Origin of the sequence: Shewanella sp. 8A (assembly GCF_023475945.1) — a bacterium.
GTDB lineage: Bacteria > Pseudomonadota > Gammaproteobacteria > Enterobacterales > Shewanellaceae > Shewanella > Shewanella xiamenensis.
The window spans coordinates 109,087-133,504 of sequence record NZ_JAMDJP010000002.1; the positions used below are offsets into that span (position 1 = coordinate 109,087).

21 protein-coding genes are annotated in these 24,418 nt (G+C 46.5%); 9 read left to right on the forward strand and 12 right to left on the reverse strand.

Going from position 1 to position 24,418, the window contains the following annotated elements; genetic code table 11:
• Positions 1–48: 48 nt before the first annotated feature.
• Both rho and trxA read right to left on the reverse strand, forming a co-directional pair.
• Positions 49–1,314, reverse strand: coding sequence for a transcription termination factor Rho (gene rho, locus M0413_RS02050; RefSeq protein ID WP_037413641.1), 1,266 nt, complete (start codon positions 1,312–1,314; stop codon positions 49–51).
• A gap of 212 nt (positions 1,315–1,526) precedes the next feature.
• Positions 1,527–1,853: a thioredoxin TrxA gene (trxA, locus tag M0413_RS02055; RefSeq protein ID WP_011070766.1), complete on the reverse strand. Its 327-nt coding sequence runs from the start codon at positions 1,851–1,853 to the stop codon at positions 1,527–1,529.
• Positions 1,854–2,004: 151 nt separating this feature from the next.
• Here trxA and rhlB point away from each other — a divergent pair, with 151 nt between their 5' ends.
• Together rhlB and M0413_RS02065 are read left to right on the forward strand one after the other, a co-directional pair.
• Positions 2,005–3,324: an ATP-dependent RNA helicase RhlB gene (rhlB, locus tag M0413_RS02060; protein ID WP_037413639.1), complete on the forward strand. Its 1,320-nt coding sequence runs from the start codon at positions 2,005–2,007 to the stop codon at positions 3,322–3,324.
• The gene (locus tag M0413_RS02065; protein WP_037413637.1) at positions 3,325–4,251 is read left to right on the forward strand and encodes a Ppx/GppA phosphatase family protein; all 927 of its coding nucleotides are present in this window, start codon (positions 3,325–3,327) and stop codon (positions 4,249–4,251) included.
• A gap of 87 nt (positions 4,252–4,338) precedes the next feature.
• On the opposite strand, the gene M0413_RS02070 is transcribed toward M0413_RS02065, so the two are convergent.
• The 8 genes from M0413_RS02070 to pilB all read right to left on the reverse strand — a co-directional run bounded on the left by M0413_RS02070 (position 4,339) and on the right by pilB (position 11,438).
• Positions 4,339–4,875, reverse strand: coding sequence for a thioredoxin family protein (locus M0413_RS02070; protein ID WP_144346672.1), 537 nt, complete (start codon positions 4,873–4,875; stop codon positions 4,339–4,341).
• A gap of 143 nt (positions 4,876–5,018) precedes the next feature.
• Positions 5,019–5,414 (reverse strand): 8-oxo-dGTP diphosphatase MutT, encoded by a 396-nt coding sequence (gene mutT / locus M0413_RS02075; RefSeq protein WP_037413635.1) that lies wholly within the window; start codon positions 5,412–5,414, stop codon positions 5,019–5,021.
• An 86-nt stretch (positions 5,415–5,500) separates the two neighbouring features.
• On the reverse strand, positions 5,501–5,710 hold the full coding sequence (gene yacG, locus M0413_RS02080; RefSeq protein WP_037413634.1) for a DNA gyrase inhibitor YacG: 210 nt from the start codon (positions 5,708–5,710) through the stop codon (positions 5,501–5,503).
• 95 nt (positions 5,711–5,805) lie between these two features.
• The gene (zapD, locus tag M0413_RS02085) at positions 5,806–6,540 is read right to left on the reverse strand and encodes a cell division protein ZapD (protein ID WP_037413632.1); all 735 of its coding nucleotides are present in this window, start codon (positions 6,538–6,540) and stop codon (positions 5,806–5,808) included.
• On the reverse strand, positions 6,533–7,150 hold the full coding sequence (coaE, locus tag M0413_RS02090; protein ID WP_047534370.1) for a dephospho-CoA kinase: 618 nt from the start codon (positions 7,148–7,150) through the stop codon (positions 6,533–6,535). The genes zapD and coaE overlap by 8 nt, the downstream gene beginning before the upstream one ends.
• 126 nt (positions 7,151–7,276) lie before the next feature.
• Entirely contained in the window at positions 7,277–8,203 is a 927-nt protein-coding gene (locus tag M0413_RS02095) for a prepilin peptidase (protein ID WP_249553012.1), read from the reverse strand.
• 134 nt (positions 8,204–8,337) lie between these two features.
• The gene (locus M0413_RS02100) at positions 8,338–9,609 is read right to left on the reverse strand and encodes a type II secretion system F family protein (protein WP_188871158.1); all 1,272 of its coding nucleotides are present in this window, start codon (positions 9,607–9,609) and stop codon (positions 8,338–8,340) included.
• A gap of 119 nt (positions 9,610–9,728) precedes the next feature.
• Complete coding sequence (gene pilB / locus M0413_RS02105; protein WP_249553014.1) at positions 9,729–11,438, reverse strand: type IV-A pilus assembly ATPase PilB; 1,710 nt, start codon at positions 11,436–11,438, stop codon at positions 9,729–9,731.
• Between the two features lie 316 nt (positions 11,439–11,754).
• On the opposite strand from pilB, the gene M0413_RS02110 reads away from it, so the two are divergent.
• Entirely contained in the window at positions 11,755–13,194 is a 1,440-nt protein-coding gene (locus M0413_RS02110; RefSeq protein ID WP_249553016.1) for an O-antigen ligase family protein, read from the forward strand.
• Between the two features lie 37 nt (positions 13,195–13,231).
• On the opposite strand, the gene M0413_RS02115 is transcribed toward M0413_RS02110, so the two are convergent.
• Together M0413_RS02115 and nadC are read right to left on the reverse strand one after the other, a co-directional pair.
• On the reverse strand, positions 13,232–13,642 hold the full coding sequence (locus M0413_RS02115; RefSeq protein WP_249553128.1) for a pilin: 411 nt from the start codon (positions 13,640–13,642) through the stop codon (positions 13,232–13,234).
• 527 nt (positions 13,643–14,169) lie between these two features.
• Positions 14,170–15,051 carry a carboxylating nicotinate-nucleotide diphosphorylase gene (gene nadC, locus M0413_RS02120; RefSeq protein WP_249553017.1) on the reverse strand — a complete coding sequence of 294 codons (882 nt, stop codon included), beginning with the start codon at positions 15,049–15,051 and terminating at the stop codon, positions 14,170–14,172.
• A gap of 223 nt (positions 15,052–15,274) precedes the next feature.
• Between nadC and ampD the strand changes: the two genes are divergently transcribed.
• The 6 genes from ampD to lpdA all read left to right on the forward strand — a co-directional run bounded on the left by ampD (position 15,275) and on the right by lpdA (position 24,374).
• The gene (gene ampD, locus M0413_RS02125) at positions 15,275–15,820 is read left to right on the forward strand and encodes a 1,6-anhydro-N-acetylmuramyl-L-alanine amidase AmpD (RefSeq protein WP_249553019.1); all 546 of its coding nucleotides are present in this window, start codon (positions 15,275–15,277) and stop codon (positions 15,818–15,820) included.
• Positions 15,821–16,050: 230 nt separating this feature from the next.
• Positions 16,051–16,902, forward strand: a complete 852-nt coding sequence (gene ampE, locus M0413_RS02130) for a beta-lactamase regulator AmpE (protein WP_037413617.1) — start codon at positions 16,051–16,053, stop codon at positions 16,900–16,902.
• A gap of 382 nt (positions 16,903–17,284) precedes the next feature.
• The gene (gene pdhR, locus M0413_RS02135) at positions 17,285–18,037 is read left to right on the forward strand and encodes a pyruvate dehydrogenase complex transcriptional repressor PdhR (protein WP_011070781.1); all 753 of its coding nucleotides are present in this window, start codon (positions 17,285–17,287) and stop codon (positions 18,035–18,037) included.
• 80 nt (positions 18,038–18,117) lie between these two features.
• Complete coding sequence (gene aceE, locus M0413_RS02140) at positions 18,118–20,784, forward strand: pyruvate dehydrogenase (acetyl-transferring), homodimeric type (protein ID WP_037413614.1); 2,667 nt, start codon at positions 18,118–18,120, stop codon at positions 20,782–20,784.
• A 12-nt stretch (positions 20,785–20,796) separates the two neighbouring features.
• Entirely contained in the window at positions 20,797–22,797 is a 2,001-nt protein-coding gene (gene aceF / locus M0413_RS02145; RefSeq protein WP_249553021.1) for a dihydrolipoyllysine-residue acetyltransferase, read from the forward strand.
• Between the two features lie 149 nt (positions 22,798–22,946).
• Positions 22,947–24,374 carry a dihydrolipoyl dehydrogenase gene (lpdA, locus tag M0413_RS02150; protein ID WP_011715641.1) on the forward strand — a complete coding sequence of 476 codons (1,428 nt, stop codon included), beginning with the start codon at positions 22,947–22,949 and terminating at the stop codon, positions 24,372–24,374.
• Positions 24,375–24,418: the final 44 nt, after the last annotated feature.

Below are 24,418 nucleotides of genomic sequence, written 5' to 3' on the forward strand. Positions count from 1 at the left end.
AAAGGCCGCTCAGTGAGCGGCCTTATTATTCATACAATCTTATATGGCTTAAGACTTTGCGCGTTTCATCGCGGTGAAGAATTCTTCGTTAGTCTTAGTCATCGCCAGCTTATCAATGAGGAATTCCATTGCACTGACTTCATCCATTGGATTGAGGATCTTACGCAGGATCCACATTTTTTGCAGTTCGTCAGGATTTGTCAGCTTCTCTTCACGACGAGTACCGCTGCGGTTAAAGTCAATCGCAGGGAAGACGCGTTTTTCAGCGGCTTTACGTGACAGATGCAGCTCTTGGTTACCAGTACCTTTAAACTCTTCGTAAATCACTTCGTCCATCTTAGAACCGGTATCGACTAACGCAGTAGCGATAATGGTTAAGCTGCCGCCGTGTTCGATGTTACGTGCTGCACCGAAGAAGCGTTTTGGACGGTGCAGGGCGTTTGCATCCACACCACCGGTTAACACTTTGCCTGATGAAGGGATAACAGTGTTGTAAGCACGCGCTAAACGGGTGATAGAGTCGAGCAGAATCACCACGTCTTTTTTGTGTTCGACTAAACGCTTAGCCTTTTCAATAACCATTTCAGCCACTTGTACGTGACGGCTTGCTGGTTCGTCGAAGGTAGATGCAATAACTTCACCTTTAACGAGGCGTTGCATCTCGGTTACTTCTTCTGGGCGTTCATCGATCAGCAGAACCATCAATACCACTTCAGGGTTGTTGTAGGTAATGGATTGCGCAATGTTTTGCAGTAATAGCGTTTTACCCGCTTTTGGTGGCGCAACGATCAGACCACGTTGACCTTTACCGATAGGTGAGCATAAATCCAGAATACGGGCAGTGATGTCTTCAGTTGAGCCATTACCACGCTCCATACGCATACGTTCTTCTGCGTGGAGTGGGGTTAAGTTTTCAAAGAGGATTTTATTGCGAGAGTTTTCAGGTTTATCAAAGTTAACTTCGTTAACTTTTAACAGGGCAAAATAACGTTCACCTTCTTTTGGTGGACGAATCTTACCAAAAATGGTGTCACCCGTTCGCATGTTGAAACGGCGAATTTGGCTTGGTGACACGTAAATATCATCAGGGCCAGCTAAGTAAGATCCATCTGCACTTCGTAAGAAACCGAATCCGTCTTGGAGTATCTCTAATACGCCGCCACCGAAAATGTCTTCGCCACTTTTGGCGTGGGCTTTAAGGATGGAGAAAATAATGTCCTGCTTGCGAGCACGGGCCATATTTTCGAGTTTCATGTTTTCGGCTAGCGAAACTAGGTCGGATATCGGCGTGTCTTTTAATTCAGTTAAGTTCATGTTGGGGATCTTGTGTTACGCGACAAAGCTTACCGCGATCAATCAGTAAAGTTTGTGATTCAGGATAGTGATTGACGAGCGAGAAGTGGTTTAGTTAGAAAGAATCTGGTTATTAAAGTAGCACTAACAAAGCGGGGCGTCCAGAAATTTAGGGGCATTCCGGCACAATTTAATTTCAGCTTGTGCCGGAGGTCACTCATAACGACAACAAATTAGATTTGTGCGTCGATAAACTCTTTTAACTGAGTTTTAGAGAGCGCGCCAACTTTGGTCGCTGCCAACTCACCGTTTTTGAATAACAGCAATGTTGGAATGCCGCGAACGCCGTATTTCGCTGGAGAAACGTTGTTCTGGTCAACGTTTAATTTAGCGATAGTTACGCGACCGGCATACTCTTCGGCAACGTCGTCAAGGATTGGCGCGATCATTTTACATGGACCACACCATTCAGCCCAAAAGTCTACCAATACTGGTAAATCGGCCTTTAATACGTCGTTTTCGAAGCTGTCGTCGCTCAGGTATATAATTTTATCGCTCATGATGTTCTCCAGTTTGGTTGCCATTGCTGGTTTGTTAATGGCTTACCATGTATATTGGGGCTGAAAAATAGCTTTTCAAGTTACCTTTTACAATGTGGCTATTTCAAACGATCGAGTATCTTATTGCAACCCCAAATGGTATGCTTGCGCTATGAGCCAAACACATTTATCAAATCAAAAATTTGCCGACTTACCTCTGCATCCTGAGGTTAAACAGGCCCTTGCCGAGAACGGCTTTGAATTTTGTACGCCGATTCAGGCGTTATCATTACCCGTATTACTTCAATCAAAAGATATCGCTGGCCAAGCTCAGACGGGCACTGGCAAGACAATGGCGTTTTTGGTTGCCACATTTAACCATTTATTGTCGACCCCTGTTCCTGAAGGGCGTCAATTAAATCAACCGCGTGCCATTATCATGGCGCCCACCCGTGAATTAGCCATTCAAATTGCTAAGGACGCGATTTTACTAGCGAAACATACTCGCTTAAAGGTGGGGATTGTTTACGGTGGTGAGAGTTACGACGTCCAACGTAAAGTGCTAGACCAAGGTGTTGACATCTTAATCGGTACAACCGGACGGATTATCGATTATGTGCGTCAGGGCATTATTAGCTTAAATGCGATTCAAGCCGTGGTGTTAGATGAAGCCGATCGTATGTTCGACCTCGGTTTTATCAAGGATATTCGTTTCTTATTCCGACGCATGCCTAATGCTGATCAGCGCCTGAACATGTTGTTTTCAGCGACGCTTTCAATGAAGGTGCAAGAGTTGGCTTATGATCATATGAATGATCCGGTGAAAGTCGAAATTGCCCCCGAAGAAAAAACCTCAAAGAATATCAAAGAAGAAATTTTCTATCCTTCCCAAGAAGATAAGATGCGTTTATTGCTAACGCTGATTGAAGAAGATTGGCCTGAGAAAGCCATTGTTTTTTCAAACACTAAGCATAGCTGTGAGAACTTATGGGCTTGGCTTGAGGGTGATGGTCACCGTGTGGGTTTGCTCACTGGGGATGTGCCGCAGAAGAAACGTATTCGAATCCTAGAGCAATTTACGCAAGGTCAATTAGATATCTTGGTTGCGACTGACGTGGCTGCACGTGGCCTGCATATCTCCGATGTTTCCCATGTTTACAATTATGATTTACCTGATGATTGTGAAGATTACGTTCACCGTATTGGTCGTACTGGGCGAGCAGGGAACAAAGGGGTATCAGTTAGTTTTGCCTGTGAGGAATACGCACTAAACTTACCAGCGATTGAGACTTATATTAATCACTCAATCCCAGTGAGTAATTATGACCGCGATGCGTTACTGGATGATATTCCACAGCCAGCTAAGATTCATCGTAAACATCCAGCGGGAGCTCGTAATTTACGTGAGCGCTCTGGGGTGAGTCGTACTCAAGGTGCACATCGTAGTGGTGGTCGTCCACCTCGCCATGACAGGACGCGTAGACAGCCGTAAATGCCAACACCCGCTTATGCTGCCATTACTTTAGGCTCTAACAGTTTTAATATGCTGATCGCTAAAACAAAAGGTGGTCAGCCACATATTATTGCTAAGTACAAACGTAAAGTAAGGTTAGCCGAAGGGATTGGCGAAGACGGTTATTTATCACAGGAAGTGATGCAACGAGGTTTAGATTGCCTCGCCATGTTTGCCCAAATGTTAGCACTACATAAAGTCCATCCTAATCATGTTGCTGTGATTGCCACAGCAACACTGCGTACTATCAATAACGCCGACGAGTTTAATCAGAGGGCAATTCCCCTTCTCGGTCACCCGATTGAGATTATTTCGGGCATGCGTGAAGCTGAGCTGATTTATCAAGGTATGGTGGCAACAACCTGCGGCCAAGGTCGACGCTTAGTGATTGATATTGGTGGAGCAAGTACCGAATTTATTATCGGGGATGGTCATCAGGTTCAGTTTAAGACTAGCTTGCCTATGGGCAGCGTGACCTTTAACCGCCGTTTCTTCAACAACGCGCCGTTGCAAGAGCTCGATTTTGACGATGCTAAACAGGAAGTGCTAGCAGTCTTAGGTGAACATAGGCAAAGGCTAAAAGACTTAGGATGGCACTGTGTAGTGGGGGCTTCTGGCGCAGTGCAATCTGTGGTCGAAGTGTTAATGCACCGTAAGCAGTCTGAAATCATCACTTTGGCTGTGCTGACACAGCTGAAAGCGGAAATCCTCGCCGAGGAAGATGTGAGTCTTGAGGGGATTATCGGCTTAAGCGCCGAACGTGCGCCGACATTTGCCGCAGGGGTGGCGATTTTACTTGCGCTCTTTGAACTCTTAGGAATTGAGCAGTTGGCGCTATCAGGTGGAGCATTACGTGAGGGTGTGTTAGTGATGCTGGCGCAGCGGATTTTAGAAGAAGCGATTTAATACGATTGGTATAACCTCACATCTATTATTAAAAGACAAAGGCCGCCAAGTTTACACTTGGCGGCCTTTGTTATTATTCGGGTACGATTACTTTAAGATGTCGGCTAAATCTTTTTCGAGCGAGACGGTTGGACGCTCTACGATACGGCCAATTTCTTTACCTTGTTGTTGCACGATAAAGGTAGGAATACGTTTGAATTCGTATTTTGCCGCCAGTCCTTCAGGGTCTTGCTTGCTGCGATCGACACCAATATAAGTCACTTTAATATTGGGGTTCGCCACTTCTTCGATAATGCGGATAAAACGTGGCGTTTCGCGATGACAGTCTGGGCACCAAGTACCAATAATCACGACGATTTCTGTTGGTTCTGTGACTTTTTTGAGTGGTGCTAAGGCGTCGGTATCGACTTGGTAGCTTTTGTAGCCCTCAGCAAACTCATTGAGATCTTTTACTAAATGTTGCGCTTCAACTACACCGGTTAAAATCACTTCTTGTTTCTCCTCGCTGCAGGTGGCAATCAAGCCCTGTTTTTGCTCTTCAAAGCCACAGCCGCCATTTGCTAGTACTTGGCAACTAAAAAATAACGCGGTCGTGGCGAGTAATGCTTTAACGTTATTGTGCATGATATGCCCTCAAAATCGAAGAAGAATAATGAATTTGCATTCAAGCACTAATTTACGTTTTGTAAAAGTTGTGAATGAATTTGCTGCAAGCCAGATCACGTATCGCTAATGTAAATCTGGCTATTACCCATAAAAAGATGTGATTAGTTTTGTGCTAATAGCTTGGCGAGGATAGGTTTATTAGCATCAGGGAAGTCATAATGGGTGAGCTCGTGCTTATCGACCCAGACGATTTGTTGTCCTTCAAGCCCTTGCGCCTCGCCCGTAAAGTCACTCACAGTGTGAATATCGAGTAGTACCTGTTTATCTGGGTAGTCGTAGCTTAAGGCCATAAAAGGTTCGCTCGAATGGACGTTAAGCGCCACTTCTTCTTTTAACTCACGAATTAAGGCTTGGGTAACGGTTTCGTTTTGCTCCACTTTTCCACCGGGAAATTCCCATTTGCCGCCTTGATGTAAATGCTCTGGGCGCTTGGCGAGTAGGATTTGTCCGTCAGTATTAAGAATAATGCCCACGGCAACATGAATACGTTTTGTCATAAATTTCTACTTATCACTGTATGAACAACAATCCGAGACTCGTCGGTTCTGGTCGTTGGTAAATATACGGAGTTGTTGTATGAGGCTTATTCTTTAAAGAAGCTTTCTTCGTCGTAACCAAGTTCGTCTAAAGCGTCGACATCAAACTCAGATTTGACTGGAATGGCGTGTTTCTCCGATGCCCAATCACCGAGATCGATCATCTTACAGCGCTCACTGCAAAAAGGTTTGAACTCTGACTGAGGGCTCCATTGTACTGGAGTTTTACAAATTGGGCAGTTGACGGTTAACGGCATAATGGGGATCTCTTGATTTACTGCTGAATAACGAATAACGAATAACGAATAACGAATAACGAATAACGGTTATCAATGGCTTTAGTGTAAAGGCTTCACGCGCAGGTCGCTAGTAAGAATTCGATGCTACGGTCTGAGTGGCGTTGTTGATCGAATTGTACAAAATGAATGGCATAACGATTTTTATGGCCACTGATCGTGGGATAACAACCGTGGGAAGCATCGACTTTGACTCTAACTAATGACAGGGCTTGAGTGCTATCCCCTTGATAAAAACCGGCATGAGCGGTGGCATTATCGAAATCAGCGGTACTGCGGGTCAGTTGAAGCAAAAGCGTGATGGGTGTGAGTAGGGGATCGAAATGACTTATCCAAGCTTGATAATCCTGGCGTCTTTCTTCCCAGGGTTTGGCGAGCCAAAAATGCAGTTGGGGAAGGTCGAAGTTACAGCAGGCACCTGGCATACCAAAGCGTTGCCTGAGAGCAGATAAGAATCTGTCTTGCTTTAGCTGGCTCCCACAGCGTTCGGGACGTTGTAATGGTTCTCTGGCTTGGGTTAAGGCTTGAATATAAAAGCGGATTTGTTCGCTATCGACATGCTCGAGTTCTTGCCATTTGCTCAGTTGCAGTAGATTTCGCTCGATATCTTTGAGGACCTCATTGCGGTAGTCGCAGCGCTCCGAGAGCTCGCACAGGGAAAAGAGAGGGTAGAAACATCTATGCTGGTGGTCGTGATTTAGGTTATTACAGAGCTGCTTGTTGAGGTATTCGAGCCGCAAGTAGCTGCGGATCTTCTCATTTAAAGGCTGTTCATAAACTAAGTCAGTCATGGGCGTTGTGATTACCAGATAATTGTAAATAGCGCTGATGCAATGCTTGCACCTCTTGTTTTAGAGTTGATATCTCTCCCTGATTATCAATAATGTCATCGGCTCTAGCGAGTTTTTCACTGCGGCTACACTGGCTCTCAATGATGTTATTTACTTGAGTTGCATCGACATTGTCCCGCTTTACAGTACGGCTTATTTGTAATTCTGGCGAAATATCCACCACTAAAGTCCGATTGACTAACCTATCTAACCCGTTCTCAAATAGCAAGGGTACAACCATAATTACATAGTCTGAGGTGGCATTTTTGACTTGCAAAAGCATTTCTTGGCGGATCATAGGGTGCAGCAGTTGATTTAACCACTGACGCGCTTGTTCATCGCTAAACACTCGCTGCCTAAGTTTTGCGCGGTCAAGCTCACCCGAGGCCGTTAAGATTTCTGTCCCAAAATGGTCAATAATGGCGTTTAATCCGTAGGTGCCTGGTGCGACGACTTCTCGGGCAACGACATCGGCATCGACTAGGCAAACACCTTCTGCCGCGAACAGATTCGCCACGGTCGTTTTACCACTGCCAATCCCGCCCGTTAAACCGACAACAAATTTGGACATAAAACTCTCTTAAAAGCGATGACGGACGTGACGCTGCTAGGACCTAGAGCGGACTTCGTCCTGCTAGGGCGTCGCTGCGCTCCTTCTAGAACCTAAAGCCTAGAACCTATAAGGCTGAAGCCAGTCCTATAACGTACTTAAATACCAATCCACAATAGGTTGACCCCATATTAGGGCGATCCAACCTGCGGCGGCAATGTAAGGACCAAAGGGAATCGGATTTGCCAGTTGATTACGTTTGGTCACGATCAGCGTGATGCCAACGAGGGCACCCACTAAGGATGAAAGTAAAATCACCAGTGGCAACATTTGCCAACCAAGCCAAGCACCAAATACGGCAAGCAGTTTAAAGTCACCATAGCCCATGCCTTCTTTACCGGTTAACAGCTTAAATAGCCAAAAAATCGACCATAAACTTAAATAGCCTACTGCGGCACCAATAATCGCATCGGTTGGGTTGGTAAAGGTATGGTTGAGGTTTATGAGTAGTCCTAACCATAGCAGGGGAAGGGTCATTTGATCGGGAAGCAGCATTTCATCCAGATCGATTCCGGTGAGCGCAATCAACACAAAAGTGAGTATTGCAGCAAATATAAATTGCCCGCTGGGGCCAAAATGCCAGGCGAGTGTTGCAACGAGTAACCCTGTTATTAGCTCAATAATCGGATAGCGTGAGGAAATGGGGGCATGACAGGCAGCGCATTTTCCCCTCAACATTAACCAACCTAAAATGGGTAAATTATGCCAAGGCTTGATGGCGGTTTTACATTTAGGGCAGGCAGAGCCAGGTACCACAAGATTGTATTTGGGAGGATAGTGATCGATCGGTTTATTGAGCTTTTCTATTCCTACTTGCTTAACAATATCTGCATGATATTCCTGCAGATACTGATTACATTCCTGTTGCCATTCGCGCTTCATCATTACCGGGAAACGGTGAATCACCACATTTAAAAAGCTGCCAATGGTGGCGGCAAACACAAAACTTAAGCAAATAAAAAGCGAAGGTGCTTGGTCAAAGGTGTGACCTAATAAAGTGAAAAATTCAGTCATTATTCTTACTTAATTATATTGTTCAATGTAAAACGGATTTTAGGCCTCTAGGACGCTTCGCTGCTCTAGAACCTAGAATTTATAAGGGCGCAGACCGCTTTGTTTTTTCTAGCAGCTGTGCTTATTGCAGCGTTCTAGCCGCCAACCACTTTACCCATTTGGAAGATGGGTAAATACATAGCGACAATAAGACCACCAACAACAGTACCAATGACCACCATCATGATAGGTTCAATTAGGCTGGATAAACCATCGACAGCGTCGTCTACTTGCATCTCATAGATAGTTGAAACTTTATTAAGCATATTATCAAGCGAGCCTGATTCTTCGCCAATCATCACCATTTGGATCAGCATATCGGGGAACAGCCCAGTGGTTCGCATTGCCACGTTCATTTGCATCCCCGCCATCACTTCTTGGCGGATTTTTAAGATGGCTTTACGGTATACCGCATTGCCCGATGCCCCTGCGGCTGATTCTAAGCCGTCGATTAAGGGGACACCAGCGGCAAAGGTGGTGGCTAAGGTACGGGCAAAACGCGCCATAGCGCCTTTGTGTAGAATGGGACCAATAGCTGGAATTTTTAAGATGACTTCGTCAACTCTGTCTCTCACGATTTGCGAGTTCCTATGAGCCCTCACAAATAAAAATACGCCAGCCACTATGGCACCCAAAAAGATATACCAAGAGGATTGTAGGCCGCGGGAGATATGCAAAACCAATTGGGTAAATGCAGGTAACTCGGCGCCAAAGCCCTTAAAAATATCTTCAAATTGTGGCACCACAAACAGTAATAATAGTGCTGTTACTAAAATAGCGACTATTACTACTGCTGCCGGATAAAACATGGCTTTTTTAATCTTAGATTTTAATGCTTCAGATTTTTCACGGTAGGTCGCAATACGATCAAACACTACATCGAGTGAGCCTGAATGTTCACCCGCCGCCACTAAATCGACATAAAGATCATCAAAATAACGTCGGTGGGGACGCAAAGCATCAGATAACGGAATACCTGACTGGATCTCCGATAGAATTGTCGCTAACAGCTCACGCATTTTTGCTTTTTCATGGCCGCGACCCAGTAATTCAATGGTAGTCACTAATGGCACCCCAGCGGCAAGCATGGTGGCAATTTGCCGAGTCACCATAGCAATATCCATAGGGGTAATTTTGGCATCGCCTAATTTAAATAAGGCGGCCGATTGTTTGCGAACGGTTTTAGGATTTACCCCTTGAGATTTTAACTTGCTACGAACCTCAGCAGCAGAGGCCCCCCTCAGTTCGCCACTGGTTTTTTGGCCGTCGCGGTTAACACCTTTCCATTCAAAGGTATAAATTTTAGGTTGGCTTTTTTGCTCAATCTTTTTTGGGCGAGGCTTTTTTACTGTGGTTGCCGTAGCCATAAATTATCCCTGTTGGTTGTAAAGCTAAGAAGGACGTTGCTGCACAACTGTTAGAACGCTCACATGCTCGCTCTAGCATCTAGAGCCTAGCTCCTAGAAGGGCGCAGTCCGTCCCGCTATTAAAAACTGGTTACCCGATTCACTTCGGCAATACTGGTGACACCTTGGAGCACTTTTAGTAGTCCAGATTGCCGCAAGTCGCGCATCCCTTGGGCCTTGGCTTGAGCAGCAATTTGCAATGAATTGCCCCCTTCCATAATAGTACGGGCAATTTCATCTGACATCTTCATCACTTCGTAAATACCTACCCGTCCTTTATAGCCACCAGAACAATGCTCACAACCCACGGGTTTATAGGTGATAAACCCTTGGGCGATTTGCGCATCACTAAAGCCTAAACGCTTTAGCTCATGTTCAGGTATTTGTTCGGGTTGCTTGCATTCAGGGCAAAGTCGCCGTGCAAGTCGCTGAGCAATAATTAAATTGACTGAGCTGGCAATATTATAGCCGGGTACGCCCATATTAATTAAACGGGTGAGTGTTTCTGCCGCCGAGTTAGTATGCAGGGTTGATAGAACCAAGTGGCCTGTTTGTGCGGCTTTAATGGCAATTTCGGCGGTTTCAAGGTCACGGATTTCCCCGACCATCACCACATCGGGGTCTTGGCGCAAAAACGAACGTAGTGCTGAGGCGAAGGTTAAACCCGCTTTTAAATTAATATGGACTTGGTTTACCCCCTCAAGGTTAATTTCCACCGGGTCTTCGGCGGTGGAAATATTACGCTCGGCGGTATTGAGGATATTTAAGCCTGTATAGAGCGAAACGGTTTTACCCGAACCCGTTGGGCCTGTCACCAGAATCATCCCTTGGGGTTTGGCTAGCATCTCAAGGTAGAGCTTTTCTTGATCGGGTTCGTAACCGAGTTTTTCGATACCGAGCTGTGCGGAAGAAGAATCCAATATCCGCATTACAATTTTTTCGCCCCACAGAGTCGGCAGGGTACTTACCCGAAAGTCGATAGACTTAGTGCGGGATAGCTTCATTTTAATCCGGCCATCCTGGGGGACGCGGCGCTCGGCAATATCCAGCTTTGACATTACCTTTAAGCGCGCTGAGAGTCGTCCGGCTAGGCTGATTGGCGGCTCGGAGACTTCATGCAAAATACCATCGATACGAAAACGGATACGATAGCGTTTTTCATAGGGCTCAAAATGTAAGTCTGAAGCGCCCTTACGAATAGCATCGGTTAGTATCTTATTGATATAAATGACGATAGGGGCATCGTCACTGGATTCACCAGCATTGTCTTCATTGCGTTTATCGGTATCGGTAACTTCAATACCAGCAAGTGCTGCTTCATCCATGCCGCTTAAATCAAGGCCAGTAATATCTTCTTCGAGTACCTTTTCAAGGGCCTTAGCGAGCTTATCTTCTTCCACCAAAATCGCTTCGGCATGTAGGCCAGCACTAAATTGGAATTCCTCAAGGGCGGCAATATTTGTGGGGTCGGAAGTGGCGATATAGAGGCGATTGCCGCGCTTAAATAGCGGTAAGCAGCGGTGTTTTTCAATCAGTTTTTTATTTAGAAACTCTTCAGGGATGGCGCTAACATCAAATTCGGCTAAATCCAACAGCGGAGTGCCATATTCCTCATAGCAAAGCTCGGCAATACTGCGGGCAGACACGAGCTTAGTCTGCACTAAGGTAGTGACTAAAGTTTGTTTGTTTTGGCGGGATTTGGTGATGGCACTCGCCATCTGCTCTTCATTAAGCAGACCTTTACGGATGAAAAGGGTGGATAATCCCAGGTGAAGGCCAGCGGATGGCATGAAAAACTCCTATCTCCATTAGTTTTTCCATCATAGCGGCAAAATGGTTATTTGTCATATATAAAAAAGCTCAAATAATCACAAAAAAATGAGTATCATCATAAGGATGCGAATTTATGTACAGCTTTCAAAAGTGGCTATATTTTACCATAAACTGTACTGTGGATTAATGGTCGATAAATAACAATGCCTTATAATCAAGCCACTTTGATTTACTTGACTAAAACGCGTAAATAATCGGTGATTTGGTGAGGCACTTTAACGCCAATATTGTGGGATAAATACGTGATGGAATGCTCAATTAAGGAAACAGATATTGCAATCAATCCCGATTTTTAGCCGGATTTTCCTGCTCACTTTCTTCGCGCTATTTTTCCTTGGCTCGGTATTATCAGGTTATATCACAGGATATCTGGGGGTGGATAACGCTTACGATCTTAAGCGAATCCTAGTAATTATATTTATCGTGTGTTCAGCGGTTGGCCTTTTGTGGCGATCGAGTATTCCGATGATCGCCCCATCGCCTTTTACACTTTGGGTGGTGGTAAGCCTATTTATACTCGGTTTGTTATCAACCCTTTTTAGTCAACATCCATTTTGGTCATTCGTTGAATTAGCCAATTTTTTATTATTGCTCTGTTTGTTTTACGTCATTGGTGTATTGATTGCGGATATAGGCAGAACTGCTGCGCTGCAATATTTTTTTGGATTTGCATTATTTTTCTCAATTTGTATTGCAGTTAAGTTTTTTTTGCTGCTGCTATTTCATGCCCTTGATGACAATCGGCCCGATGTGCATTCTTTAGTGGCAGGCTTTATGAATGTAAGGTTTTTCAATCAATTGCAAGTTATGCTGCTGCCGCTGTTGTGTTTATCTTTTTATATCGAACCACTTAAAAAATATAAACGGGCAGCCATGGTGACCTTTAGTGTGTTGTGGTTAATCCTGCTGCAATCGGAGGCTCGCGGCGCAGTATTAGCGCTGGTAGTGGCGGCTGTTGTGGTATATCGCTTTTTATCTACCGATCTGCGTAAAGGGTTTATTCGCCCTATTTTAAAGGCGGTGGCTTTCGGCACGCTTTTATGGGTGGTGCTGATCATTATTATTCCACTGTTTATTTTTGATAGCCCAATTTGGCAATTAAGAACCAATAGCTCTGGCCGGATTGATATGTGGATTTATATTTTGCAGGCGATCCCTGAACGTATTGGCTTAGGTTACGGGCCAATGAGTTTTGCTTGGGCAGAGGCTAGACCTTTGCCTAATGCCCACCCACATAATGCCCTCATGCAGTTTTTATATGAGTTTGGTGTGGTTGCGTTTATCTTGGCTACGAGTTGGTCGCTAATAACATTATGGGCAAAATTAAAGCGGCTTACCTTATTGGGGGAAAAAGTAGGGGAAATACCGAGTGAGCATTTGGCTAAAAACTCACAATGTAGCCTCGACACCAGCTCACATATAGGCATAGAGATGGACGCTACCGATATAGTGTTGGTATTTGCACTATGCGCGATATGGATTTATGCCATGTTTGATGGGGTGATAGTAATGCCATTATCCCAAGCATTATTGGTATCGTTATTGGCACTTAATTGCCGCCACTATCAACTGCGAGTGATAGCATTACCTTGGAAAGTGGTATTAATTGCAGCAGTGATAACCTGTGCTGCACTATTAATCGCGAGCCTTGGTGATCCCGCGCTTAATCAGCTAATGTATCCAAGATTATGGTTAACTGGGATAATAAAATAAAAAAGCCCCAGAAGGGGCTTTAGAAAGATTTGTGATATTAGCTGCCGATACCAGCGGCTTTTTTACAGAGAGCTAAATCGTCGTCGGTTCCAGTCCCAACTTTATCCATTGCGAAGGTAACAGAGCCAGTATCAGTGAATGTTGCTGTGAGCTTACATTTTGCTTCGCTCCACACCAACGTAATGCCTTTATCCTGCGTTACGTCACCTATAGTGGTAAATTTAGGATTAGCATTAACTTCTGCTTTGATTGTTGCACATCCAACACCAGTTTGAATACAGGTTGGGATTTTTTGGGCGAATGTAGAAACGCCTTTCATTGCACCGCTACCTTGAGCCGAAGTTACATAGTCTTTATAAGCTGGCAATGCTACAGCAGCCAAAATACCGATAATGGCTACTACAATCATCAGTTCGATCAAGGTAAAACCCTGAGCATTCTTATTCATTTTGATACCTTTCATTTTTAACTCCAATACAGTGCAAAGTGTCATTTATCGATTGTGTTCGTTTCGGCTGCTTATCTTAATTGCTTGGGATGAATTGCTGGTTTTTTGGCTAGCGACAATTCACTTTGAGCTAATTTTGATAAGGAAGGCCGAAACGGCCATCTCGCCTAGGTAAAAGTTAGTACAAAGTTAAGTAAAATGAAACAACTTTTACGCATAAAGTATTAATTAAATGATTATTTTGTCTAAAAACTTGACGCTAAAACGTATTGCGTTCTAACAAACGTTTGACAATGTTAGTTAAGTTGACGCATTTAAAACAACGTCAAAACATCGGCGCGCATTATACCTGTGTTTTGTTAGGCTATTTAGTGGGTTTATGCTGTAAAGGGCAGGAAGCTAGAATCTAGGACGTTGCTGCGCAACTGCTAGGGCGCTCGCAAGCTCGTTCTAGAATCTAGAATGTAGGAGCTACGAGCTAGGCCCTAGGAACTAGTCCCTAGAGCCTATAACCTATAACCTTCTTTTTAACCTTTCAGTCGCATTGATAGATCTAAGGCGCGGACATGCTTAGTGAGGGCGCCAACGGAAATATAATCCACCCCCGTTTTGGCAAATTCTACCAAGGTGTCTAAGGTCACATTGCCCGATACCTCAAGTTTTGCCCCTTTGTCTTTAGCTTGGCTTTTTGCATTCAGTTCAACCGCTTCGACCATCATAGTGATATCGAAGTTATCTAACATGATAATATCTGCGCCAGAATCCAGTGCTAATGCCAGTTCGGCTAAGGACTCGACTTCGACCTCAACGGGTTTATTGGGGTGTAAACTGCGCGCTGCATCCACCGCTTGGCGTATGCCACCACAGGCCATAATGTGGTTTTCTTTAATTAAGAAGGCATCAAATAAACCGATTCGATGGTTTTTACCGCCGCCACAGGTCACAGCATATTTTTGGGCGGTGCGCAGTCCTGGAATGGTTTTACGGGTATCGAGCAGCTGTGTGTGAGTGCCAGCAAGTTTGTCTACATAGTGTTTGGTGAGGGTGGCGACACCGGATAAGGTTTGGATAAAGTTCATCGCAGTGCGCTCGCCTGTCAATAAGGCGCGAGCGGGGCCGGATAATTCACACAAGACTTGATTGGGTAACACAAGATCGCCATCATCGACATGCCAATGCAGCGCGACTTCGCCACCTAATTGATTAAAGACTTGTTCTGCCCAGGCTTTGCCACAAAAAACCCCTTCTTCGCGGGTGATTAAGGTCGCTTCGGCATATTTATCTGCCGGAATAAGTTCGGCAGTAATGTCACCGTAGGCAATGGTTTTGGTATGCTCGTTGATTTCAGTGCCGCCAAGATCTTCATTGAGCGCGGTTTTTACGGCATGTCGAATATCGTTTTCTAGCATGATCGGAGTCCTTGCTTTTATACGTCGGGCGAGTGGGCATGGGTTAACATGGGTCAATCGTCTGCCTGCTTGCATTTGGGCTTAAGATTATCATGGCTGCGCCGCTAGGTGCTAGAGCGTCGCTTTGCTCCTTCTAGAATCTAGAATCTAGCGCCTAGAAGGGCGAAGCCCGCTCTGCTTTCCTAGCAGTCGCTTAGCGACGTTCCGTTTTTAAGGAGTAAACATGAGTTTTGAGTTTGGTTGGTATCGCGCGGCGCGGCGCTGCGAATCGCCACATTTTAATCAACGCCCCTTTGGGGAGATTAGTCTGTTGGTGATCCACAATATCAGCCTGCCCGCGGGATGTTTTGGTTTACCTTACATCGATCAATTATTTCAAGGCTGTTTAGATACCAGTGCCGATGAAACTTTCGCCGATTTAGCGGGGCTTAAGGTATCAGCACATTTTTTAATTCGCCGCGATGGTGAATGTGTGCAGTATGTGAGTTGTGAAGATAGAGCTTGGCACGCTGGCGTGTCCCGTTATAGTGAAAGGGAAAATTGTAATGATTTTTCCATTGGCATTGAGCTCGAAGGGACGGATACTAAGCCCTATACTGCCGCACAATATCAACAACTTGTTGAATTGACTCAAGCCTTGTTTGCACAATACCCTAGCTTGAGTGTCGAGCGGATTGTTGGGCATTGTGATATTGCGCCAATGCGTAAAACTGACCCTGGCCCAAGCTTTGACTGGGAAAAGTATTTAACGGCGCTGCGCGACTTTTAGAATCTAGGAGGTTGCTGCGCAACTGCTAGGACGCTCGCAAGCTCGCTCTAGAATCTAGAGCCTAAAATCTAGATTCTATAAGGGCGCAGCCCGTTCTGCTTTTTCTAGCAGCTGCGCTTTTTGCAGCGCTCTAAAGCCTAGAACCTAGAACCTAGAATCTAGGGCCTAGAAGGGCGAAGCCCGCTCTGCTTTTTCTAGTCCGTCCTGCTTTTTTACAAGGAGTACTATCGATGGCATTATTTTCATTACTGGTCGCCATTCTTGTGGAGCGACTAAAGTTTCTTCCCGCCTCTTGGCAGTGTGATCGTGTACTGCAATCTTACCAATCCAGCTTTTTTGGCGATAAAGCGTCGCTTAATAACACTAATATGTTGCTGGCTTTGATATTGCCCGCGGGTGTGGTTTATCTGTTGGGTTGGATTGCGTCGGGTATGTTTTGGGGAGTATTAAGTCTCGCGCTATGGGTGCTGGTGGCGATTATTTGTTTTAATCATCAAAAACAGCGTGATACTTTTAAAAAATATATGCAGGCGGCGTGTCGTTCCGATGTGCAGGCCTGTTATCACTATGCCGCTGAATTAGATTGTAGTGAGTGTTTGGAGGCGGTTTCGGAAAAAGATTTAGGTGCCAAGGTCGGGCAGAGTGTTGCTTGGATTAACTATCGTTACTACGGTGCAGTGGCATTATGCCTTATTTTTCTTGGACCTGTGGGGGCAGTGTTATATTGCACTGCGCGCTTTTATGCGGAGGAAAATATACGTAAGTCACTTAATTTACCGCTGATTGAAGATATTATGTTTGCGTTTGATTGGCTCCCAAGCCGAGTGTTTTCCTTTGGCTATGCGCTCAGTGGTCAGTTTAGTGAAGGGCTCGCGGCGTGGCGCAATAATGCGTTAAATATCAATGCCAGTGCTAGGCAAGTGGTCACTGAAACGGCACTCGCTGCCCAGCCTTTACCCGAGGTGTCTAGCGCGCCTGTTTGTGTGCAGTCGACCTTAGCATTGTTAGTATTAAGCAAACGCAACTTTACGCTGATGGTTGCTGTGTTATCACTGCTGACTATTTTTGGGTTGGTGAGTTAATAAGAAAGACGCAGCTTCTAGAATCTAGGCCGCTTTGCGGCTAGGACGCAGCAAAAAGCGCTGCTCTAGGACGCCACTTCGTGGCTCTAGAATCTAGAACCTAAAATCTAGAATCTATAAGGGCGCAGCCCGTTCTGCTTTTTCTAGCAGCTGCGCTTTTTACAGCGCTCCAGAACCTAGCCGCTAGCACTTGCTCTCGTTGTGGTTTAATGGTCTGACCCCATGATGAGTTTTTTAGGCTATGCTCTCTCATCGTGAGCGGTTTTGAGTGAGATCACCTTTTAAGGTTGATTTTCAATCTGGACATCAAAAGTGTGATTTGATAAAGTGCGCTCACTCATAAAAATTGGTAAGACCAATTTACAACGGAGCTGAGCGCCAAATGGCCTATAGTAAAATTAATCAGCCAAAAATTTCTGATGTGATCATGGCGCAACTCGAGCAAATGATCCTCGAAGGTAGTTTACAGCCGGGCCAGAAATTACCACCGGAGCGTGAACTGGCCATCCAGTTCGAAGTATCTCGTCCCTCATTGCGTGAAGCGATTCAAAAACTTGAGGCGAAAGGGCTATTAATGCGCCGTCAAGGCGGCGGTACTTATGTCAAAGAGCAACTCTGGCAGAGTCTTGCCGATCCTATCGTTGAATTAATGACAGCCGATCCAGAAAGCCAATATGACTTGCTGGAGTTTCGTCATGCGACCGAAGGCATGATGGCCTATTTTGCCGCCCTGCGTGGCACAGACGCCGATATGCAAAATATCAAGCGGATGATCCTTGAGGTGGAAGCCGCCACCAATATCGAACAACAAGCTGCTGCCATTGTGCGCTTCTATCGCGCCGTCGCTGAAGCGTCACACAATGTGGCTATGTTGCATCTCGTACTCAGTTTAACCCCTGTGCTGCATAAGAATGTGGCGCAAAACTTGGAGCTTTTAAGCCGCCGCGAAGAAGCTTCCACTATGGCTAACGATCACAGACGTGCTCTGCTCGCTGCAATCGTTCGTCGTGATCCTGAAGCCGCTAGAGAAGCCTCGAATGAACATTTAAGTTACATCGAAGAGGTGATGTTATCTGTGCGGGAAGAAGATAGCCGGTTGCAGCGAAGTTTGCGCCGTTTAAAGAGTGGCGCTTAAGTTCCCGACTTTAGCACTTGCTAAAGCGGAATATGCCGCAAACACCATTCATTATCATGTATATAGAGAAGGACAGTGTCATGTCTGAAGATATGCTACAAGACTTAGATCCGTTAGAGACTCAGGAATGGGTTGATGCCCTGCAAGCTGTATTAGAACAGGAAGGCCCTGAACGCGCCCATTTCTTATTAGAGAAACTGATCGATAAAGCCCGTCGCAATGGCACGCACTTGCCTTACACTGCGACCACAGCCTATTTGAACACCATTCCAGCGGGTCAAGAGCCGCACATGCCTGGCAACCAAGAGATGGAACGTCGCATTCGCGCCATCATCCGTTGGAACGCCTTAGCTATGGTGCTACGTGGTTCTAAGAAAGATTTAGAGTTAGGCGGCCATATTTCGAGTTTCGCGTCGAGCGCAACCATTTATGACGTGTGCTTCAACCACTTCTTCCGTGCGCCAAACGAGAAAGACGGCGGCGACTTAGTGTATTTCCAAGGTCATATTGCCCCAGGTATCTATGCGCGTTCATTCTTGGAAGGTCGTTTAACTGAAGACCAACTGGCTAACTTCCGTCAAGAAGTGGATGGCAAAGGTTTATCTTCTTATCCGCACCCTAAGTTGATGCCTGACTACTGGCAATTCCCAACGGTTTCTATGGGTTTAGGCCCAATCCAAGCGATTTACCAAGCGCGCTTCTTAAAATATCTGACTGACCGTGGTCTGAAAGATTGTTCTGAGCAAACCGTTTACTGCTTCTTAGGTGACGGTGAGTGTGACGAGCCAGAAGCCTTAGGTGCGATTGGTTTAGCTGCCCGTGAAGAATTAGATAACTTAGTCTTTATCATCAACTGTAACCTGCAACGTCTGGACGGCCCAGTACGCGGTAACGGTAAGATCATCCAAGAACTGGAAGGTGAATTCCGCGGCGCTGGCTGGGAAGTCGTGAAAGTGATTTGGGGTCGTTACTGGGATCCATTATTGGCCCGTGATACCAGCGGTAAGTTATTGCAGTTAATGGAAGAAACCGTTGACGGTGAATACCAAAACTGTAAAGCCAAAGGTGGCGCTTATACTCGCGAACACTTCTTCGGCAAATACCCAGAAACCGCAGAAATGGTAGCGAACATGTCAGATGATGACATTTGGCGCTTAAACCGTGGTGGTCATGACCCAGTTAAAGTGTACGCGGCATTAGACCATGCGCGTAAGACTAAAGGTCGCCCAACGGTGATCCTAGCGAAAACCGTTAAAGGTTACGGCCTCGGTGATGCGGGTGAAGGTAAGAACATCGCCCACAACGTGAAGAAAATGGGTATCGAGTCTATCCGTTACTTCCGCGATCGTTTCAATATCCCGATTCCTGACGATCAATTAGAAGATCTGCCGTTCTACCACCCAGGTCCAGATTCGGAAGAAGTGAAGTACATGATGAGCCGTCGTGCCGCGCTGCATGGTAGCGTGCCACAACGTCGTGAGAAGTTCAGCGAAGAGCTGGAAGTGCCATCACTGAAGATTTTCGATTCGATCTTAGCAGGCTCAAATGGCCGTGAAATTTCATCGACCATGGCGTTTGTTCGCGTACTGACTGCGCTGTTAAAAGACAAGAAAATTGGCAAAAACATTGTGCCAATTATCCCTGACGAAGCGCGTACTTTCGGTATGGAAGGTCTGTTCCGCCAAGTGGGTATTTATGCTCACGAAGGCCAAAAATACGTACCGCAAGACTCTGACCAAGTGGCTTACTATCGTGAAGATAAAACTGGTCAAGTGCTGCAGGAAGGTATTAACGAACTGGGTGCAATGTCATCTTGGGTTGCGGCTGCGACCAGCTACTCAGTCAACGATACACCGATGATCCCATTCTACATCTACTACTCAATGTTCGGTTTCCAACGTATTGGCGACATGGCTTGGGCTGCAGGTGATATGCGTGCACGCGGCTTCTTAGTTGGTGGTACTTCAGGCCGTACAACCCTGAACGGCGAAGGCTTACAGCATCAGGACGGTCACAGCCACGTATTGGCTAACACTATCCCTAACTGTATTACTTACGATCCAACTTATGGTTATGAAATTGCCGTTATCGTTCAAGATGGTATCCGTCGTATGTACGGCGAAAAACAAGAAGATATCTTCTACTACCTGACCACAATGAACGAAAACTATATTCAGCCTGAAATGCCAGAAGGTGCCGAGGAAGGTATCGTTAAAGGTATCTACAAGCTGGAAACGGTGAGTGGTTCTGGTAAAGGCAAAGTGCAGTTACTGAGCTGTGGCACCATTCTTGAGCAAACCCGTAAAGCGGCGCAAGCGCTGGCGAAAGACTTTGGTATCACTGCCGACGTATTCAGCGTGACCAGCTTCAACGAACTGACTCGCGATGGTCAAGCGGCAGAACGTTGGAACATGCTGCACCCAACGCAAACGCCAAAACAAGCGTATATCAGCCAAGTGATCTCCAGTGATGCGCCTGCAATCGCAGCGACTGACTACATGAAGATCTACGGCGAGCAGTTACGTGCATTTATGCCAACCGATTACAAAGTGTTAGGTACTGACGGTTTCGGTCGCTCAGACAGCCGTGACAACCTGCGCCACCACTTCGAAGTGGACGCTAAGTTCATCGTTATCGCGGCACTGAAGTCACTGGTTGATCGTAAAGAGCTGCCTGTTGATGTGCTAGCGAATGCCATCAAGGAATACGGCATCGACGCTGATAAGATCAATCCACAGTACGCGTAAGAGGCAATAAAAATGGCTGAATTAAAAGAAGTTTTTGTTCCTGATATCGGCGGCGATGAAGTACAGGTTATCGAAATCTGTGCTTCTGTGGGCGATACCTTAGCAGCGGAAGAGTCGATTCTGACCGTTGAAAGCGACAAGGCGACCATGGACATTCCTGCGCCTTTCGCGGGTGTGTTAGCCGAATTGAAAGTGGCCGTCGGTGACAAAGTCAGCGAAGGTACCTTGATTGCGATGATGCAAGCAGCGGGCGCATCCGCTCAAGCTGCTGCGCCAGTTGCTCAAGCTGCCGCTCCTGCGCCAGCCCCAGCAGCACCTGCTCCAGTACAAGCGGCTCCAGCCCCTGTGGCTGCCGCGACAGCGACGGGCGCAACCCAAGTGGTTGAAGTCACTGTGCCGGATATCGGTGGTGACACCGATGTGTCTGTTATCGAAGTCTTAGTCGCCGCTGGCGATAAGATTGAGGTTGACGCTGGCCTTATCACGCTTGAAACCGACAAAGCGACCATGGACGTACCATCGCCATTCGCGGGTGTGGTAAAAGAAGTGAAAGTGGCTGTGGGTGACAAGGTTTCCCAAGGCTCATTAGTGATCATGCTCGAAGTGGGTGGCGCAGCTCCTGCTGCCGCTGCTCCACAAGCAAGCGCGCCAGCAGCCTCTGCACCTGTCGCTCAAGCTGCACCTGCGGCGGCTGTTGCTCCAGTGGTTGCCGTTAAAGAAATCCAAGTGCCAGATATTGGTGATGCCAGCAATGTCGATGTGATCGAAGTGCTAGTGTCTGTGGGTGATATGATCACTGCTGACCAAGGTTTGATCACGTTAGAAACCGATAAAGCGACCATGGAAGTGCCTGCACCATTCGCCGGTAAACTGCTGTCGTTAACCGTTAAAGTCGGTGACAAGGTTTCGCAAGGTAGCGTGATTGCGACGATTGAAACTGTGACTGCTGGTGCAGCTCCTGCGCCTCAAGCCGCAGCACCTGCACCAGTCGCCCAAGAAGCGGCACCAGCACCTGTTGCAGCCGCGCCGAGCCGTCCACCGGTTCCACATCACCCAAGTGCAGGTGCGCCTGTGTCTACTGGTGCGGTTCATGCGTCTCCTGCGGTTCGCCGTTTGGCCCGTGAATTTGGTGTGGATCTTACTCAAGTGACGGGTTCTGGCCGTAAAGGTCGCATCATGAAGGAAGACGTTCAGGCGTATGTGAAATACGAACTGTCTCGTCCTAAGGCGACAGCGGCAACTTCCGTTGCAGCGGGTAACGGTGGTGGTCTGCAAGTGATTGCCGCACCGAAAGTGGATTTCAGCAAGTTTGGTGAAGTGGAAGAAATTCCATTAAGCCGTATCCAGAAAATCTCTGGTCCAAACCTGCACCGCAACTGGGTAACTATTCCTCACGTGACTCAGTTCGATGAAGCTGATATCACTGAAATGGAAGAGTTCCGTAAGCAGCAGAACGACGCGGCGGCGAAGAAGAAAGCCGATTATAAGATCACTCCGCTGGTCTTTATGATGAAAGCTGTGGCGAAAACGCTGCAACAGTTCCCAGTGTTCAACTCAAGCTTAAGCAGCGACGGTGAATCACTGATCCAGAAGAAGTACTACCACATCGGTGTGGCGGTTGATACGCCAAACGGTTTGGTTGTGCCAGTGGTGCGTGACGTGGATAAGAAAGGCATTATCGAGTTATCTCGTGAGCTGGCCGATATTTCTATCCGTGCTCGCGATGGTAAGCTCAAATCTGCTGATATGCAGGGTAGCTGCTTCACTATTTCAAGCCTAGGCGGCATTGGTGGTACTGCATTTACCCCAATCGTTAACTACCCAGACGTGGCGATTTTAGGTGTGTCTAAATCTGAAATTAAGCCTAAGTGGAATGGTAAAGAATTCGAGCCTAAATTGATGTTGCCACTGTCGCTATCCTACGATCACCGCGTGATCGATGGTGCTATGGCTGCACGCTTTAGCGTGACCCTGTCAGGAATTCTGTCCGATATTCGTACTTTGATTCTGTAAACAAATAAGGCTGCTCATCTTGAGTGGCCTTTTGTTTATTGTGATCAGTATCAAACACAGGTTAAAATGCGCCCACCTTACGCGCTGGCGCATTTTCGGTTGGCAGGATTACTCCCCTCCAACGGATTGAATGAGAATTAGAGGAAAACATGAGTAACGAAATCAAAACTCAGGTAGTGGTATTAGGTGCAGGTCCTGCGGGATATTCTGCTGCCTTCCGTGCGGCTGACTTAGGTCTGGAAACCGTTATCGTTGAACGTTTTAGCACTTTAGGTGGTGTGTGTTTGAACGTGGGTTGTATCCCATCTAAAGCCCTGTTACACGTTGCTAAAGTCATCGAAGAAGCCAAAGCCGTTGCTGCACACGGTGTGGTGTTCGGCGAGCCAACCATCGATTTAGACAAGTTACGCAGCTTCAAGCAAAAAGTGATCAGCCAGTTGACTGGTGGCTTAGGTGGCATGTCTAAAATGCGTAAAGTAAACGTTGTTAATGGCTTCGGTAAATTTACTGGCCCTAACAGCTTAGAAGTGACAGCTGAAGACGGCACTGTGACCGTTGTTAAGTTTGACCAAGCGATCATCGCTGCGGGTTCTCGCCCAATCAAACTGCCATTCATTCCCCATGAAGACCCACGTATTTGGGATTCGACTGACGCATTAGAACTGAAAGAAGTTCCTGGCAAACTGCTGGTTATGGGCGGCGGTATCATCGGTTTAGAAATGGGTACTGTGTATTCATCTTTAGGCAGTGAAATCGACGTGGTTGAAATGTTCGACCAAGTGATCCCTGCGGCTGACAAAGACGTTGTTCGCGTATTCACTAAGCAAATCAAGAAGAAATTCAACCTGATCCTCGAAACTAAAGTGACTGCGGTTGAAGCCCGTGAAGACGGTATCTACGTTTCGATGGAAGGTAAGAGCGCGCCAACTGAACCAGTACGTTACGATGCAGTGTTAGTGGCTATCGGTCGTACGCCAAATGGCAAGCTGATCGACGCTGAAAAAGCGGGCGTTAAGATTGATGAGCGTGGTTTCATCAACGTAGATAAGCAATTACGTACAAACGTACCGCACATCTACGCAATCGGTGACATCGTTGGTCAACCAATGCTCGCTCACAAAGGCGTGCATGAAGGCCACGTAGCGGCCGAAGTGATCGCGGGTATGAAGCACTACTTCGATCCAAAAGTCATCCCATCAATCGCTTACACAGACCCTGAAGTGGCCTGGGTTGGTCTGACTGAGAAAGAAGCGAAAGAGCAAGGTATTGCTTACGAAACAGCGACTTTCCCATGGGCTGCATCTGGCCGTGCAATCGCTTCAGATTGCAGCGAAGGTATGACTAAGCTGATTTTCGATAAAGACACGCACCGCGTAATCGGTGGTGCTATCGTGGGTGTGAACGGTGGCGAACTGTTAGGCGAAATTGGCCTAGCCATCGAAATGGGTTGTGATGCTGAAGATTTAGCATTAACTATCCACGCTCACCCAACTCTGCACGAGTCAGTGGGTCTAGCGGCTGAAATCTACGAAGGTTCTATTACTGACCTGCCAAACCCAAAGGCAAAGAAAAAGTAATTTAACCTTTGTCTCGTCCTGAAATAAGTTGAAACTTATATTCG